This window comes from Cryobacterium sp. Hz9, from assembly GCF_004402825.1.
GTDB lineage: Bacteria > Actinomycetota > Actinomycetes > Actinomycetales > Microbacteriaceae > Cryobacterium > Cryobacterium gelidum.
Window position 1 is genome coordinate 340,044 of sequence record NZ_SOFC01000014.1, and the last position, 13,133, is coordinate 353,176.

At 67.0% G+C, this 13,133-nt stretch carries 16 protein-coding genes; 6 read left to right on the forward strand and 10 right to left on the reverse strand.

From position 1 onward, the window contains the following. Positions 1 to 11: 11 nt before the first annotated feature. A complete protein-coding gene (locus tag E3N85_RS08360; RefSeq protein ID WP_134461958.1) occupies positions 12 to 956 on the forward strand; it encodes an ABC transporter ATP-binding protein in 945 nt (314 codons plus the stop codon). Beyond that, the gene (locus E3N85_RS08365; RefSeq protein ID WP_134461961.1) at positions 953 to 1,807 is read left to right on the forward strand and encodes an ABC transporter permease; all 855 of its coding nucleotides are present in this window, start codon (positions 953 to 955) and stop codon (positions 1,805 to 1,807) included. Before E3N85_RS08360 ends, E3N85_RS08365 begins: the two co-directional genes overlap by 4 nt. 21 nt (positions 1,808 to 1,828) lie before the next feature. On the opposite strand, the gene E3N85_RS08370 is transcribed toward E3N85_RS08365, so the two are convergent. Continuing rightward, positions 1,829 to 2,560 (reverse strand): response regulator transcription factor, encoded by a 732-nt coding sequence (locus E3N85_RS08370; protein ID WP_134461964.1) that lies wholly within the window; start codon positions 2,558 to 2,560, stop codon positions 1,829 to 1,831. After that, positions 2,557 to 3,969: an ATP-binding protein gene (locus tag E3N85_RS08375; protein ID WP_134461967.1), complete on the reverse strand. Its 1,413-nt coding sequence runs from the start codon at positions 3,967 to 3,969 to the stop codon at positions 2,557 to 2,559. The genes E3N85_RS08370 and E3N85_RS08375 overlap by 4 nt, the downstream gene beginning before the upstream one ends. Before the next feature lie 128 nt (positions 3,970 to 4,097). Here E3N85_RS08375 and E3N85_RS08380 point away from each other — a divergent pair, with 128 nt between their 5' ends. Both E3N85_RS08380 and E3N85_RS08385 read left to right on the forward strand, forming a co-directional pair. Next, entirely contained in the window at positions 4,098 to 5,657 is a 1,560-nt protein-coding gene (locus E3N85_RS08380) for a PspC domain-containing protein (RefSeq protein ID WP_166783901.1), read from the forward strand. A 9-nt stretch (positions 5,658 to 5,666) separates the two neighbouring features. After that, a complete protein-coding gene (locus E3N85_RS08385; RefSeq protein WP_134461973.1) occupies positions 5,667 to 6,101 on the forward strand; it encodes a hypothetical protein in 435 nt (144 codons plus the stop codon). A gap of 90 nt (positions 6,102 to 6,191) precedes the next feature. On the opposite strand, the gene E3N85_RS08390 is transcribed toward E3N85_RS08385, so the two are convergent. Genes E3N85_RS08390 through E3N85_RS08400 form a run of 3 tightly spaced genes read right to left on the reverse strand, consistent with a single transcriptional unit; the run spans position 6,192 to position 8,250 of the window. Continuing rightward, complete coding sequence (locus E3N85_RS08390) at positions 6,192 to 7,379, reverse strand: UDP-N-acetylmuramate dehydrogenase (RefSeq protein WP_134461976.1); 1,188 nt, start codon at positions 7,377 to 7,379, stop codon at positions 6,192 to 6,194. A gap of 5 nt (positions 7,380 to 7,384) precedes the next feature. Then, positions 7,385 to 7,807, reverse strand: a complete 423-nt coding sequence (locus tag E3N85_RS08395; protein ID WP_134461979.1) for a MaoC family dehydratase — start codon at positions 7,805 to 7,807, stop codon at positions 7,385 to 7,387. Beyond that, positions 7,804 to 8,250: a MaoC family dehydratase N-terminal domain-containing protein gene (locus E3N85_RS08400; protein WP_134461982.1), complete on the reverse strand. Its 447-nt coding sequence runs from the start codon at positions 8,248 to 8,250 to the stop codon at positions 7,804 to 7,806. Before E3N85_RS08400 ends, E3N85_RS08395 begins: the two co-directional genes overlap by 4 nt. Positions 8,251 to 8,322: 72 nt before the next feature. Between E3N85_RS08400 and E3N85_RS08405 the strand changes: the two genes are divergently transcribed. Together E3N85_RS08405 and E3N85_RS08410 are read left to right on the forward strand one after the other, a co-directional pair. Continuing rightward, the gene (locus E3N85_RS08405; protein ID WP_134461985.1) at positions 8,323 to 8,769 is read left to right on the forward strand and encodes a GNAT family N-acetyltransferase; all 447 of its coding nucleotides are present in this window, start codon (positions 8,323 to 8,325) and stop codon (positions 8,767 to 8,769) included. A 127-nt stretch (positions 8,770 to 8,896) separates the two neighbouring features. Then, positions 8,897 to 9,478, forward strand: coding sequence for a HEAT repeat domain-containing protein (locus E3N85_RS08410; RefSeq protein ID WP_134461988.1), 582 nt, complete (start codon positions 8,897 to 8,899; stop codon positions 9,476 to 9,478). A 32-nt stretch (positions 9,479 to 9,510) separates the two neighbouring features. On the opposite strand, the gene E3N85_RS08415 is transcribed toward E3N85_RS08410, so the two are convergent. The 5 genes from E3N85_RS08415 to thiS form a co-directional block, all read right to left on the reverse strand. Beyond that, positions 9,511 to 10,407, reverse strand: coding sequence for a PfkB family carbohydrate kinase (locus E3N85_RS08415; RefSeq protein ID WP_134461991.1), 897 nt, complete (start codon positions 10,405 to 10,407; stop codon positions 9,511 to 9,513). 205 nt (positions 10,408 to 10,612) lie between these two features. Then, on the reverse strand, positions 10,613 to 10,777 hold the full coding sequence (locus tag E3N85_RS16300; RefSeq protein ID WP_166783902.1) for a DUF2207 domain-containing protein: 165 nt from the start codon (positions 10,775 to 10,777) through the stop codon (positions 10,613 to 10,615). 148 nt (positions 10,778 to 10,925) lie between these two features. Continuing rightward, complete coding sequence (moeB, locus tag E3N85_RS08420) at positions 10,926 to 12,089, reverse strand: molybdopterin-synthase adenylyltransferase MoeB (protein WP_134462250.1); 1,164 nt, start codon at positions 12,087 to 12,089, stop codon at positions 10,926 to 10,928. Further along, positions 12,089 to 12,880, reverse strand: a complete 792-nt coding sequence (locus E3N85_RS08425; RefSeq protein WP_255453871.1) for a thiazole synthase — start codon at positions 12,878 to 12,880, stop codon at positions 12,089 to 12,091. The genes moeB and E3N85_RS08425 overlap by 1 nt, the downstream gene beginning before the upstream one ends. Positions 12,881 to 12,882: 2 nt before the next feature. Further along, the gene (thiS, locus tag E3N85_RS08430; RefSeq protein ID WP_134462256.1) at positions 12,883 to 13,119 is read right to left on the reverse strand and encodes a sulfur carrier protein ThiS; all 237 of its coding nucleotides are present in this window, start codon (positions 13,117 to 13,119) and stop codon (positions 12,883 to 12,885) included. Between the last annotated feature and the right edge of the window lie 14 nt (positions 13,120 to 13,133).

Sequence of the window (13,133 nt, forward strand, 5' to 3'; positions counted from 1 at the left end):
ACTCTGGACCTATGACATCCACTCCCCCGGCTGTGCACGTGCGCGACCTGCAGAAATCGTATGGCGGCGTCGAGGCGGTGCGCGGCGTGAGTTTCTCGATCGCGGCCGGTGAGACCTTCGCCCTGCTCGGCCCGAATGGCGCCGGCAAGAGCACGACGATCGAGATCCTTGAGGGCTACCGTGACCGTTCCGGCGGTGAGGTGAGCGTGCTCGGCATTGATCCGCACCGCGGAGGCCTGGACTGGAAGGCCCGCCTCGGCATTGTGTTGCAGACCAGCAACGAGAGCGGCAATGCGACCGTGACCGAGCAACTGCGCCACTTCGCCGGGTTCTATCCCCATCCCCGCGACGTCGACGAGGTCATCGACGCGGCGGGCCTGCGTGAGAAGGCGAAAACCCGCGTCAGCAAGCTTTCCGGCGGGCAGCGTCGCCGAGTGGATGTCGCCCTCGGCATTATCGGACGCCCCGAGTTGCTGTTTCTCGACGAACCGACCACAGGCTTCGACCCCGAGGCTCGGCATCAGTTTTGGAATCTGATTCGCGGGCTCAAGGCGGAAGGCACCACCATTCTGCTGACTACCCACTACCTCGACGAGGCCGCGCAACTCAGCGACCGTGCCGGAATCATCGTCGGTGGCCGGCTCATCGACATCGGCCCGCTCGACGAAATCGGCGAAGCGGATGCGCGCGTTCCGGTCGTGCGCTGGCGTGACGGCAACGGAGTGGTGCGCGAGGAGCGCACGAGCCGCCCTGCGCAGGTCGTGGCGGACCTGGTCGCAATCGGCAAGGGCGCCGAACCCGAAGGTCTTGAGGTGATCCGACCAAGCCTGGAAGACGTGTACCTGTCCCTCGTGCGCGGTCACGAAGCGATGGTCGCCGGGAACGAAGCTGCCGCATCCGCCAATGACGCTCGGCCCGATCCAAGCCGGCACACCGACAGGGACGTGCGGGCATGAGCGCCACGACTTTGGGCACCCGCCCGCAGAACAAGGCTCCGCGCACGCTAGCGCTCGGCCTGTCCCGCATCGGCTATGAAACGCGCCTGTACTTTCGCTCCCCCGACACCCTGCTGTTTACGTTCTTTTTTCCCTTCATCATGCTCGGCATTTTCACCGCCGCGTTCAGCTCCTCCGGAAATATCGGTGCGAATCCCGACGGCACCGGCGGCGTCAGCGTGGGTACCTACTACCTGCCCGGCATGCTCGCCGCCGGCATGCTTCTCTCCGGTGTGCAGAACCTCGCCGTCGATATCGCGGGCGAGAAAAGCGACGGCACCCTCAAACGTCTGGGCGGCACCCCGCTATCCCCGCTGAGCTATTTCCTCGGCAAGATCGGACAGGTGTTCGTCACCGCGATTCTTCAGGCCGGCCTACTGCTTCTCGTGGCGCGACTTGTGCTCGATATCGCGCTGCCGACTGAGCCCGGGAAATGGGCGACTTTCGCCTGGGTGTTTGTGTTCGGCGTGATCACGAGCGCGTTTCTCGGTATAGCGCTGTCGGCGGTGCCTCGGTCGGGGCGCAGCGCCACGGCCGTGGTAGCTCCCGTGGTGCTCGTGCTGCAGTTCATCTCGGGCGTCTACCTGCAGTTCACGACGCTGCCCGAGTGGATGCAGAACCTGGCGAGCATCTTTCCGCTCAAATGGATGGCGCAGGGCATGCGTTCGGTCTTTCTTCCGGAAAGCTTCGCGGCTGCCGAGCAGAGCGGCACATGGGATCTGCTCTGGGTGGCCGGCGCCCTCGGCGTCTGGCTGGTGCTGGGGCTTGTGCTGAGCCGGGTGACGTTTCGTTGGATTCGACGCGACGCGTGAGCCTGGCCTGAAGCCCGGGCGCTACAGCAGTTTGCGCGCGAGCGCCCAGGCCGTCAGCTCGTGCCGACTCGAGAGCTGCAGTTTGCGCAGCACGGCAGATACGTGGGTTTCGACGGTCTTGGCTGCGATGAACAGGGTACTCGCGACTTCCTTATAGCTGTAGCCGCGTGCGATGAGGCGCATCACCTCGGTTTCGCGGACAGAGAGCCGGTCGAGTTCCTCGGTGGTCTCGGCCGTCTCGCCGGCGACAGCGCCGAAGGCGTCGAGCACGAACCCGGCCAGGCGCGGCGAGAACACGGCGTCGCCGCCGGCGACACGGCGGGCAGCGTCGGACACTTCGGCCCCGGAGGCGCTCTTGGTGATATAGCCTCGGGCGCCGGCGCGAATGACGCTCACCACGTCGTCGGCGGCGTCAGAGACGCTGAGCGCCAGAAACAGGGTGTGCGGTGCACGCTGCGCCGCCTCACGGATAACCTCGGCGCCGCCCCCGCCGCGCCCACCGGGCAGGTGCACGTCGAGCAGCACAACGCGCGGCTGCAGTGCAATGACCTTCGCGATCGCCGCGTCGACCGTCGCAGCCTCGCCGAGCACCGAGATGTTGGCGTCGAGTTCGGCGCGCAGCCCGGAGCGAAAGATGGAGTGGTCGTCGACGATGAGTACGCGCAGGCCGGCGGATGCCGCAGCTGGTTCGTTCGGCGTGCCGCCGTCTTGCCGGGCACGCCCGCCCTGTTCGCTCGGTTCGGGAATGGTCATTGCACGCTCGTTTCGGTGTGGCGCTCATCGGTGGCCGGTTTGGTTTTCGGCGGAGCCGGGAGGGTCAGCAGAATCTCGGTGCCGCCCCCATTCGGACCGGGACGCACAGCGGCGGTCCCGCCGGTCCGGCGCATCCGTCCCAGGATGGATTCGCGCACGCCGAGCCGGTCTTCGGAAATCTGGTCGAGCCGAAAGCCCGGGCCGCGGTCGGTCACGCTCAATTCGATGCCGCGCGTGCCGGTCTCAAGATAGACCGACACCGCTCCCCCGGCATGCCGGGCAGCATTGAGCATGGCCTCTCGGGCAGCGGCGACCAGGGATTCTTGGGCATCGACACTGCTCGGGGTCGACTCGGCGCCAGGTGCCGATCGCACACCCACCCCCGAGCCGACCGTCACGACCTCGAAGCGCACCGCGAAGTCTTCTTCGATCTCGCTGGCGATGCGACGCAGCGCGGTGGCCAGGTCGGTCGCCGGTTCTCCGCCACCACGGGTCCCGGTGAACAGCCACTCGCGCAGTTCGCGTTCCTGCGCGCGGGCCAGCCGGGCGGCATCGCTGTGCGGCCCGGCCTTCTGTTGAATGAGCGCGAGGGTCTGCAGTACCGAATCGTGCAGGTGCGCGGCGATGTCCGCCCGTTCCGCTTCACGGGCCCGCGCGGCCCGCTCGTCGGCGAGGTCGCTCCACAGGCGCAGCAACCACGGCGCGGTGACCACGGCGACACCGAGCAGAACGGATGCCGCCGCCAAGATGACCGTCCACGCATTCGGGTTGGTGCCGGTGACGAAAAACAGCAGGATACCGACGGCAACAAGCACGAGTGCTCCGAGAATGCGCACGAGCAACGCCGAGGATTGCTGCGACGCACCACTGCGAATGTCAGCGAACTGACGCCAGGCGAGTGCCGTGCCGGCGAGCACGACGATAGCGGGCACCACGACGGCGAGCGGAATGTCGGCGCCGAGGCGGCTCGCCACGAGGGCGCCACCGGCAGCGAGCAGGGCCAGACCGAGCAAGATTTCGGTGACGGGCGCGGCCCGGGTGGAAGTGGCATCCGCTCGCGGGAACGGTCTAGCCGCGCTCGATGGGCGGCTGGTGTTGCCCGCATCGACCCGTGCAGCACCGAGACCATCGACGGTGCGGGTGAGGGAGGTTGGCCCACGTGCCTCGCGGGCCGCCGCGGACGGCGCGACTCTCGATCGCGCCAGGCTCGACTTCGGCAGCGGGTCTGCCGCCGCCCGGCTATCGACGCTCGGAACCGTCCCCCACAGCCAGGCATAGAGCAACGCGCCGAAGCCGCCGCAGAGGCTGAGCAGCACGGTGACCAAACGCACCGTGCCCAGGGGAACGCCGGTGTGCTCGGCGAACCCCGCGCAGACACCGCCGACCAGCCGGAGCCGGGGCCGTGTCATCCGTTCGGTTCTCACGTCTTCATCCAAGCACGCCGCACTGACACGGCGGAACCCTGCGGAAATCAATCAGGGTCCAATCAGGGTCATCCCCCATGGCAGCGATCTCGGCACGCTGCCACACTCGAATCATGACCGACACACCGAGGGCAGACGCCCCTCACCCTCCGCAGCGACCCGACCAGATCACCCGTTTCTTCGACTGGATTCGCGGCAGCGGCCTGAACCGTGACGGCGACCGTTGGATCGCCGGCGTCTGCGGCGGCATCGCCGCCCGCACCGGACTCGACCCGCTGATCGTACGTGGCATCGTCGTGGTGATCGCCATCCTTGGCGGCCCCGTCGTTTTCGTCTATGCCGTCGGCTGGGCGCTCATGCCTCGCGGCGCCGGCCGTATCTACGTCGAAGAAGCAATTCGTGGCCGGTTCCAACCGGCCATGGTCGCCATCGGCGCGCTGCTCCTGATCACCGTCGTACCGCTGTTGCGCGGCCTCTGGTGGAATGGCCCGACCGGGTTCTGGGCCCTCCCCGACTGGCTCGCGGGCATCTTCTCGCTCGGCTGGGGCATGGCCCTGACGGCTGGCATCGTCTGGCTGGTCGTGTCCCTGGTACGCCGCTCTCAGAAACCGCGCCCGGCACCCGGCACCGGCTCCGACCCGACCGGCCCCTTCGGCCCTGGCAGTGTGTACGACCCCCGACCGTTTCCCAGCCCCGACGCTGGCGTGCATCCGCGACCGGATGCCCCGGCCACGTCGCCGGAGGCATCCGCATCGAGCGGGCCGGCACAGGACCAGTCGACAGCCACCGCGAGCGCTATCGACAGCGCCACCGATTCGTCGACCGCCCCGACCCTGGCATTCGCGACCACCGGCACGGCCACGAACGTCGCACCGACGGCCGGCTCAACCTACCCGCCCACCTATCCCTACGCGCCCTACGCGCAGGACTCGGCCCGCAACATCCGCTCGGAGCAGAATCGCCTCTGGCAGGAACAAAACCGAGCCCGCCAGGCCGCCGAACGTGCCCGGGTGCGGGCCCGCCGCCCCGGTGCCGGCTTCAGTGCCATCGTGCTCGGCCTGGCACTGGCCAGCGGCGCCGTAGCGGCGGGGGTCTTCTCAAACGGCGTTTGGTCGCAGGACGCGGTCATTCTCGGAGTTGCCTGCACGCTCGGCGTATTGGCGCTCGGCATTGTCATCGCCGGAATCCGCGGGCGCACCGATGGCTCCATGGGCGGGTTCGCGGTTCTGGCCGCGGCCACGCTTGTCGCGCTCGGAGTGTTCCCGCAGGGCACCCAGTTCTCGGCGGTCGGCGACAACATCTGGCACCTCACCGCGACTACTACCTCGGCGAACCCGACGTCGAGTTATGCCATGATTGCGGGCAAATCAACGCTCGACCTACGCGACTTCGACAATCCCGGACTCAACGAGAACAGCATTATCGATGTCTTTCTCGGTGCCGGGGTGACCACTATCCGGCTGCCAACGGATTCCCCGGTGCGCATCGAATCGCGCGCCCTGGTGGGCGGCGTCGACTATTACGGCCGGGAAGTCGACGCCGAAAACGGCGAGCGCACGGGAGTGTTTGCCTCCGACCAGCGCACCTTCAACGCAACAAGCCGCAGCGGCGGGCCGCTCCTGCGCATCTGGACCCTCGCCGGCGTCGTCACGCTCGATTCCTCCAACAACTAGGACCCCCCAATGACCACTCCGTTTTCCTCCACGAGCCCCGACGGCGACGCCCCCACCGAAGATTTCTCCGCGAACGTGAGCAATGGTGACGCGCCCCCCACCGAGACCGGGCCGAGAACCCCGACCGAACCGTACCCGGCTTCGGTTCTTCCTCCCCGAAAAAACGACTCGGAGCCGAACTTCTTCACACCGCCCACCGACGCACCGCCCACCGACGCACCGGCAGCGACCCCGGCAGCCGCGGCGCCCGCCGCCCGCCTGCGACCCCGCTTCGCCACCATCCTGTGGGGCGTCCTGCTGCTCGCCTTCGCCACCTACATGGCGGTCTTCACGCTGCTGCCGGTGCCGCCAGACCCCACGCTCTGGCTACTCGGCGGCGTGATCGCGGTCGGACTGGGCCTTGTCGTGGCCGGAATCGCTGCCGCCGCCCGCCACGCCGACTGACCGACGCCGCACGACCGTCCGACCGACCATCCGTCCGTCCGACCGACCATCCGATCGACCATCCGATCGACCATCCGATCGATCGATCGACTACAGTGTCAGGCCGACCAGCACCGGCTCCGGGTGCAGGTTCACGCCGAATTCCGCCTGCACCCGGCCGAGCACATAGCGGGCGAGTTCGGCCACCTCTGCCGCGGTCGCCCCACCCGTATTCGTCAACGCGAGGGTGTGTTTGCTCGACACGGCCGCCTTCGATCCCGACAGGCGAAAACCGCGGCTGACCCCGGCATGCTCAATCAGCCACGCGGCGCTGAGCTTGACGAGGCGCACCGCTTCTTCGCCGGGCATCGGCCCGACACCCAGATACTCGTCGAGGGGAATGACTCGATCGGCCGGTTCCGGCTGGAGCGGCCAGCGCGGCGCATCCGCCGGGAGCGAGCGCGCAAATGCCTCGGTCACGATCGGGTTGGTGAAGAACGATCCGGCGCTGAAGGTGTCGGGGTCGCTGGGGTCGAGCACCATGCCCTTACCCGCCCGCAGCCCAAGCACCGTCGCACGCACGATCTGCAGCGGCACCCGGTCGCCGAGCTGCACGCCGAGCGCCCCGGCGAGTTGGGCATACTTCAACGGCTGGCCGAGGGTGCTCCCCAAAACAGATGCCTCGGCCGCGGTATCGTGCAGCTCTAATTCGATCGCCAGCACGACACCGCGGAGGCCCTGCTTCAGCGCCGACGTACGGTAGCCCAGGTCGAGGTCGACCCGCTCGAGCCGTTCGACCTCGCCGGTTTCGTAGGAGAGAAAATCGATCGCCACGAGGCTGTCCGAGAGTTCCTGGCCGTAGGCACCGATATTTTGTACTGGAGCCGCGCCGCACGATCCGGGAATGCCCGACAGCGCCTCGATGCCGGCCCAGCCTCGCTGCACGGCGTAGGCGACGAGGTCATCCCAGGGTTCACCGGCCTGCACGCGCAGGCGTACATGGGTGCCGGCGCTGGCGGCATCCGCTTGGCTGCCGGTCTCGGCACTGGCCGCGCCACCGGTTTCGCCGCCGAGCACCTCGATGCCGCGGGTCACCACCTGGATCACGATGCCGTCGAAGCCCGCGTCGGCGACGAGGGTGTTCGAGCCGCCGCCCAGCAGCAGCCAGTTCTCGTCCATGCCCCAGACGACGAGGGTCTCATTGATGAGGTCCTGTTCGGTAGCCGGCGCCACCCGCGCGGCGGAGAGCCCACCGACGCGAAAGGTGGTGAGCGTGCTCAGTTCAACGGGTTCCATCATGGGTCTCAGGCCAGGTTGACGCGCGCCTGCGCCTTGCCGAGCACGGTCGCGTCGTTGAACGTGACGGTGAGATCGATGCGGGCCACATCAGCGTCGGGGTCGAGCGCACCCACCTTGGCGACCACGGTCACGATGGCGCCATCCGTTGCGTCGACGAAGATGGGGCGGGTGAACCGCACCTGATAGTCGACTACCCGGGCCGGGTCACCGGCCCAGTCGACGACGGGCTGCACGGCCAGGCCCATGGTGAGCATGCCATGGGCGAGTACGCCCGACAAACCCACGGCCTGCGCGATGTCATCGCGGTAGTGAATGGGGTTGAAATCACCGGATGCCCCGGCGTAACGCACGAGGGAATCGCGCGTCAATGAGAAAGTCGCCTCGGCGACGACGCTGCCGACCGTGAGGTCTGCCAGAACGGGGGTCATTCGTCTCCCCTGACGACGAGGGTGGAGATGGCGGTCACGACGTGGGCGCCCGCCGCGTCGACGATGGTGGACTCAGCGGTGACCATCGAGTGGCCACCGAGGGTCTTGATGCTCGTCACCGCGAGGGTGGCCGTGAGTTCGTCGCCGGCAACGATCGGGCGAGAATAGCTGAAGCGCTGGTCGCCATGCACGACGCGGGTGAAATCGATGCCACCATCCGGTTCGCCCAAGAGCTGGGCCAGGGTGGCCTCTTGCACGACCACGGCGAAGGTGGGCGGGGCGACGACGTCCGCGTGACCGGCCGCACGGGCCGCTTCGGGATCGAGGTTGATCGGGTTCGACGCGAACACGGCGCGGGAGAATTCGCGCACCTTTTCACGTCCGACAAGATACGGTGCGACCGGCGGAAAGACCCGCCCCTGCAACTCTGGGTTCACTGACACTCGTCGAGTCTACCCAGTGACCTCCCGCTCATCGGTCGGGAGCACGCCACGACAAGGCGCACACTGTAAAGCGTGAAATGTGTATCCGTGCGCCTCGGTGACCCCGAAGTAGCCCCCCTTCTGCTGGACCTGCACCGTGAATACGAAACCCGATACGGCGACGGCGATTCCGTACACGACGTCGACGGGGCCGAGTTCGACCCACCCGGCGGCGGCTTTCTCGTGCTCGTCGACGGCTCAACGACGGTCGCCGGCGGCGGCCTCCGCCAGTTCGACGCCACCACCGCCGAGGTCAAGCGCATGTGGACCAACCCCGACTACCGCCGCCAGGGCCACGCTCGCACGATTCTGCGCGAGCTGGAGGCCCTCGCCCGCAACCTGGGCTACGAGCGGATGCGCCTCGAAACCGGCTACGCCCAGCCCGAGGCCCTGGCCCTGTACCGCAGTCTCGGCTTCACCGACATCGGCAACTACGGCATCTACGAGCACGCCTCCGGTTTCGAGATCACCCTCACCTGACAACACCACCTGGCACAGTCGCGGCAGAACAGGGTTCGACGGCGTCGCTGGTCTAATCGAACGAGATCGCTGACAGGGAGCGGTTTCGATAGCTCAGGGAGCGGCGGGGAGGTAGCGTTAGAGGGCTATGCAAAACAAATTGATTCCGCACCCCGACCTTCCGATCGACCTGCCGACGGACGAGCGCATTCGCGCCGCTGTCGCGCACTACGGCGAGAACGTCGTCATCGACAATTCCGTGGCCCTGCTTCGTGCCAAGAACGCCGGCAAGGACTTTCTGATCTACGCCGGCGGCCGCCACGCGCTCGGCATTCTCGAGGGTGCCCCGGCGCTGTACTGGCCCGAGCTGTGGGGTGCCCGTGCGCTGCTGCACGTCTGGGGCGAATCAGCCGCGCCGTACATCGTCGTCGGGCTGAACAACCAATCGTGGCGCGTACGGGAGATGTGCGCCAAGGTCGTGCTGCTGCGCGGCCTGCAGGTGGTTCCCAAGCTCGTGCGCCTCACCACCGACGAGCACCCGCGCGTGCGTTCCGCCGCGCTGCACGCCCTTGCCGACCAGGGCACTGCCGACAACATCGCCACGATCGAGGTGCGCCTGCGCGACTCCGACAAGGAGGTGCGCCGCGCCGCCCAGCAGGCCCGCGACGCGATCCGTTCGCGTCTCAAGCTGACGGAAGCCACCGAGTCGACGACCGAGCCCGAGGAGTAACAGACGCGGCCCTGACATCCGCTGGGAACTCGCTACGGCTGCCGGAGCAGCGCTCCCTCGTGTCGGCAGGTGGCTGCGGCGGTCAGCATGGCGTCGCTCAGCAGGACCTGCCAGGCGGCGGAATCCGGTGGCACCCCATCGGTCAGGATCGTGAAAACGGATGCCGCGAGCGTCGCGTCCCCGGCACCCATCGTGTCGATGACAGTGCCGTCGAGCTCAGCGATCGCCGCGCTGACCAGCTCATTGTTCGCGAATGAGACCGAGGCTCCGAGGCTCCCGGCTGTCGCCAACACCGTGTGTGCGCCCGCGTCGACGAGGCGTTCCCTCAGCTCATCGAGCGTAATGTGATACAGAAGGTCGGCGTCGTCGTCGCCGACCTTCACGAGCAGACTGCGCGCGGCGAGCGCTTCAAAGTTGCGCACGAACCGCGGCCCATCATGCAGCATGCCGGCCCGGGGGTTGGGATCGATCACGAGCCGGCGCTCGGGGTCGGTTACGCAGGCTGCGAGCGCTTCGGTCTGCGCGGTGTCGTCGAACGGAAAACAGCTCACGACAACGAGCGAGGCGCCCTCGAGCGCGTCACGCTCGACTGTGCCGAACTCGATGCGGCGCGCTTTCGCGGCGTCGTTGAAGAAGTAGCGGGGTTCACCGTCGGTGCGATCGGACACGGCCCGCGACGACCCGAGCGGGCCCGGTGTCGCGATCAGTTGCACGCCATACTGGTCGAGGAACGATCGAAGAGTCGCGCCATCGGCGTCATCACCGACCATCGCGATCAGGGTCGTCGGCACCCCGAGCACGGCCAAGCCGACTGCCACGTTCAGTGCGGCACCTCCGGCAAACTCCCGGCTTCCCTCGGAGTCACGCAGTACGTCAATCAGGGCATCGCCGACGACGACGACACGGGCGGGGACGTTGAGTTCAGGCATGGGGTCCAATCTCTCCTGAGCCGCGAGCGATGAGCCCGGTCGGCACAGTCTAGGGCTTCCCCACAGGCCTGTTGGCTGCCAGCCGCGCTGCACGGCGCCGCCCCTGACCTGCGCCGCTCTCGTTGGAGTGCGCAGGACCCGGCATAGAAAACAGCCGGCCGAAGGAGCTCATCCTCCTGCGGCCGGCTGTTTCGGTCCTGCCGGGCTAGACGCTCTTGCGCCCGGACATCGACCGCATCAGAAACATGATCACGGCGATGACGGCGAGCACGATACCAACCCAGAGCAGAAACTGAAGCGACTGCACCAAGCCGCCGGTGATGAGAAGCACGACCGCAACAATTGCCACAATGATGAGTAGCGGGTTCATGGTCCGACCTTTCCTTCATGCGCGGGGAAGTCCCGATTGCGTCTATCGTACCCCCCTTAGGAGGGCCGAAACGGGTGTCGTTGACGGCATCCGTTAGAGCGTCGCGGCCTGGTTGCGGTTGACCCTGTCACCCCCGGCTGCCGGAGCGTTAGTACGTCGGGAGCGTGGGCGCGATTTCCTTCACCCACGCCAGGATGCCCCCCTGCACGTGGCGTACGCGGTCGTAGCCACGGCGCTGCAGCTCGGCGAGAACGGCGGCCGAGCGCGGGCCAGCCTTGCAGTGCACGACGATATCGCGGTCCCGGGAAAGAGCAGATAGCGCGCTGCCCGAGAGGATACCGTTCTGCGGAACGAGCAGCGCCCCGGCAATGTGCACAATCTCGTATTCCTCCGGTTCCCGAACGTCGACGAGGTCGAAGTCGCTCTCGCCCCGAGCGCGGTTATCGAGCATGACAGCGAGTTCCTGCACGGAAATCGAATCGTCATCCCCAGTCGACGTTCCGCAGAACAGGTCGTAATCGATGAGCTTCGTGACCACTTCGGTGGCGGGGTCGCGCGCAATCGTAAGCTCGCGCCAGGACGCGTCGAGCGCGTCGAACAGCACGACCCGGCCCACGAGCGTGCGTCCGACCCCGGTGATCAACTTCACGGCTTCGGCGACCATCGTCGCTCCGATCGTTCCGCACAGCATCCCAAACACTCCGCCCTCGCCGCAGCTGGGTACGGAGCCGGCCGGTGGGGCGTCCGGATACAGGTCCCGATAGGTAGGACCGTGCAGATTCCAGAATACGCTGACCTGGCCCTCGAAGCGCAGGATGGATCCCCAGACGCAGGGCTTGCCGAGCATCGCTGCGGCATCACTGACCAGATAGCGAGTGGCAAAGTTGTCGGCTCCGTCAACGATCAGGTCGTACTGGGCGAACAAGCCCAGAGCGTTCGCCGAGTCAAGCCAGACATCGTGTTGGCGCACCGTGACCAGGGGATTGAGCGCCGCTACCGCCGCGGCAGCCGACTCGAGTTTCGAACGGCCCAGTCCTGCGACGCCATGGATAATCTGACGCTGCAGGTTGCTCAGGTCCACGGTGTCATGGTCGACAATGCCCAGCGTGCCCACCCCGGCAGCCGCCAGGTAGAGCAGAACCGGCGAACCGAGGCCGCCGGCGCCAATCACGAGCACGCGCGCATTCTTGAGCCTTCGCTGGCTGAGCACACCGATTTCAGGAATAAGGATGTGCCTCGAGTACCGCTCGCGTTCCGCAGCGGAGAGCTTCTCGCCCGGTTCGACGAGCGGTGCCAGCGCGGCAACCTCCATCACAGGTCGGGCCGCCCGTTCATCATTGACGATGCCAGGGCGTGGTTACGCCTCGGAATGCGGCCGGCCTGCGAGGCACGCCGGCCCGCAATCACGGCGTGCTTGAAGGCATCGCCCATGAGAACCGGGTTTTGCGCGCGCGTCACCGCGGTGGCCAGCAGCACAGCATCGCAGCCCAGCTCCATCGCCAGAGCAGCATCGGAGGCGGTACCGATTCCAGCATCGAGCACCACGGGAATTGCGGCGCGGGCAACGATCAGCTCGATATTGTGCGGGTTGAGAATGCCCAGCCCGGTGCCGATCGGCGCCCCGAGCGGCATCACGGCGACAGCGCCCAGATGCTCGAGCCGCAGCGCGAGCACCGGGTCGTCATTCGTGTAGGCAAAAACCTTGAAGCCCCGCGCGACAAGCTGTTCAGTGGCATCCACCAGTTCGACCGCATCGGGAAGAAGGGTGTGCTCATCGGCGATGACCTCGAGTTTGATCCAATCGGTCTCGAGGGCTTCCCGGGCTAGCTCGGCGGTCAGGACGGCTTCTCGCGCGGTAAAACAGCCAGCAGTATTGGGCAGCACTCGGATGGAATTCTCTACCAGAAGATCAAAGAGTGACCCGGTGGTCGCCACGCTGTGACGCCGCATGGCGACGGTGGTGAGTTCGGTTCCGGAGGCGCGCAGGGCAGCCCCGAGGCCGTCCAGACTCGGTGCGCCCCCGGTGCCCATGATCAGACGCGAGCTCAACGACACGCCGTCGATCACGAGGCGGTCGGTGTTCGTGTGTTGCGCGGTCTCCACGGTCAACCTCCCTGAACGGCGGTAACAATTTCAATCTCATCACCGGCGGTGAGCCCGGTGCGCCACCATTGGCTGCGTGGAACGACCTCGGCGTTGCATGCGACGGCCACGCCGAGACGTTGTCCGTCGGTTGCGCGGCCGTCTTGTGCGATGGGCCGATCGGTGATCTCGGCCACGAGGTCGGTCACGGTGTTGCCGGGCAGCACGGTTCGTTCCTGGCCATTGACGGTGATCTCAATGCCTGGGGATTCGG

Coding starts and splice junctions, on each gene's coding strand:
- E3N85_RS08360 (WP_134461958.1), top strand. CDS start 12: ATGACATCCACTCCCCCGGCTGTGCACGTGCGCGACCTGCAGAAATCG.
- E3N85_RS08365 (WP_134461961.1), top strand. CDS start 953: ATGAGCGCCACGACTTTGGGCACCCGCCCGCAGAACAAGGCTCCGCGC.
- E3N85_RS08370 (WP_134461964.1), bottom strand. CDS start 2,560: ATGACCATTCCCGAACCGAGCGAACAGGGCGGGCGTGCCCGGCAAGAC.
- E3N85_RS08375 (WP_134461967.1), bottom strand. CDS start 3,969: ATGACACGGCCCCGGCTCCGGCTGGTCGGCGGTGTCTGCGCGGGGTTC.
- E3N85_RS08380 (WP_166783901.1), top strand. CDS start 4,098: ATGACCGACACACCGAGGGCAGACGCCCCTCACCCTCCGCAGCGACCC.
- E3N85_RS08385 (WP_134461973.1), top strand. CDS start 5,667: ATGACCACTCCGTTTTCCTCCACGAGCCCCGACGGCGACGCCCCCACC.
- E3N85_RS08390 (WP_134461976.1), bottom strand. CDS start 7,379: ATGATGGAACCCGTTGAACTGAGCACGCTCACCACCTTTCGCGTCGGT.
- E3N85_RS08395 (WP_134461979.1), bottom strand. CDS start 7,807: ATGACCCCCGTTCTGGCAGACCTCACGGTCGGCAGCGTCGTCGCCGAG.
- E3N85_RS08410 (WP_134461988.1), top strand. CDS start 8,897: ATGCAAAACAAATTGATTCCGCACCCCGACCTTCCGATCGACCTGCCG.
- E3N85_RS08415 (WP_134461991.1), bottom strand. CDS start 10,407: ATGCCTGAACTCAACGTCCCCGCCCGTGTCGTCGTCGTCGGCGATGCC.
- E3N85_RS16300 (WP_166783902.1), bottom strand. CDS start 10,777: ATGAACCCGCTACTCATCATTGTGGCAATTGTTGCGGTCGTGCTTCTC.
- moeB (WP_134462250.1), bottom strand. CDS start 12,089: ATGGAGGTTGCCGCGCTGGCACCGCTCGTCGAACCGGGCGAGAAGCTC.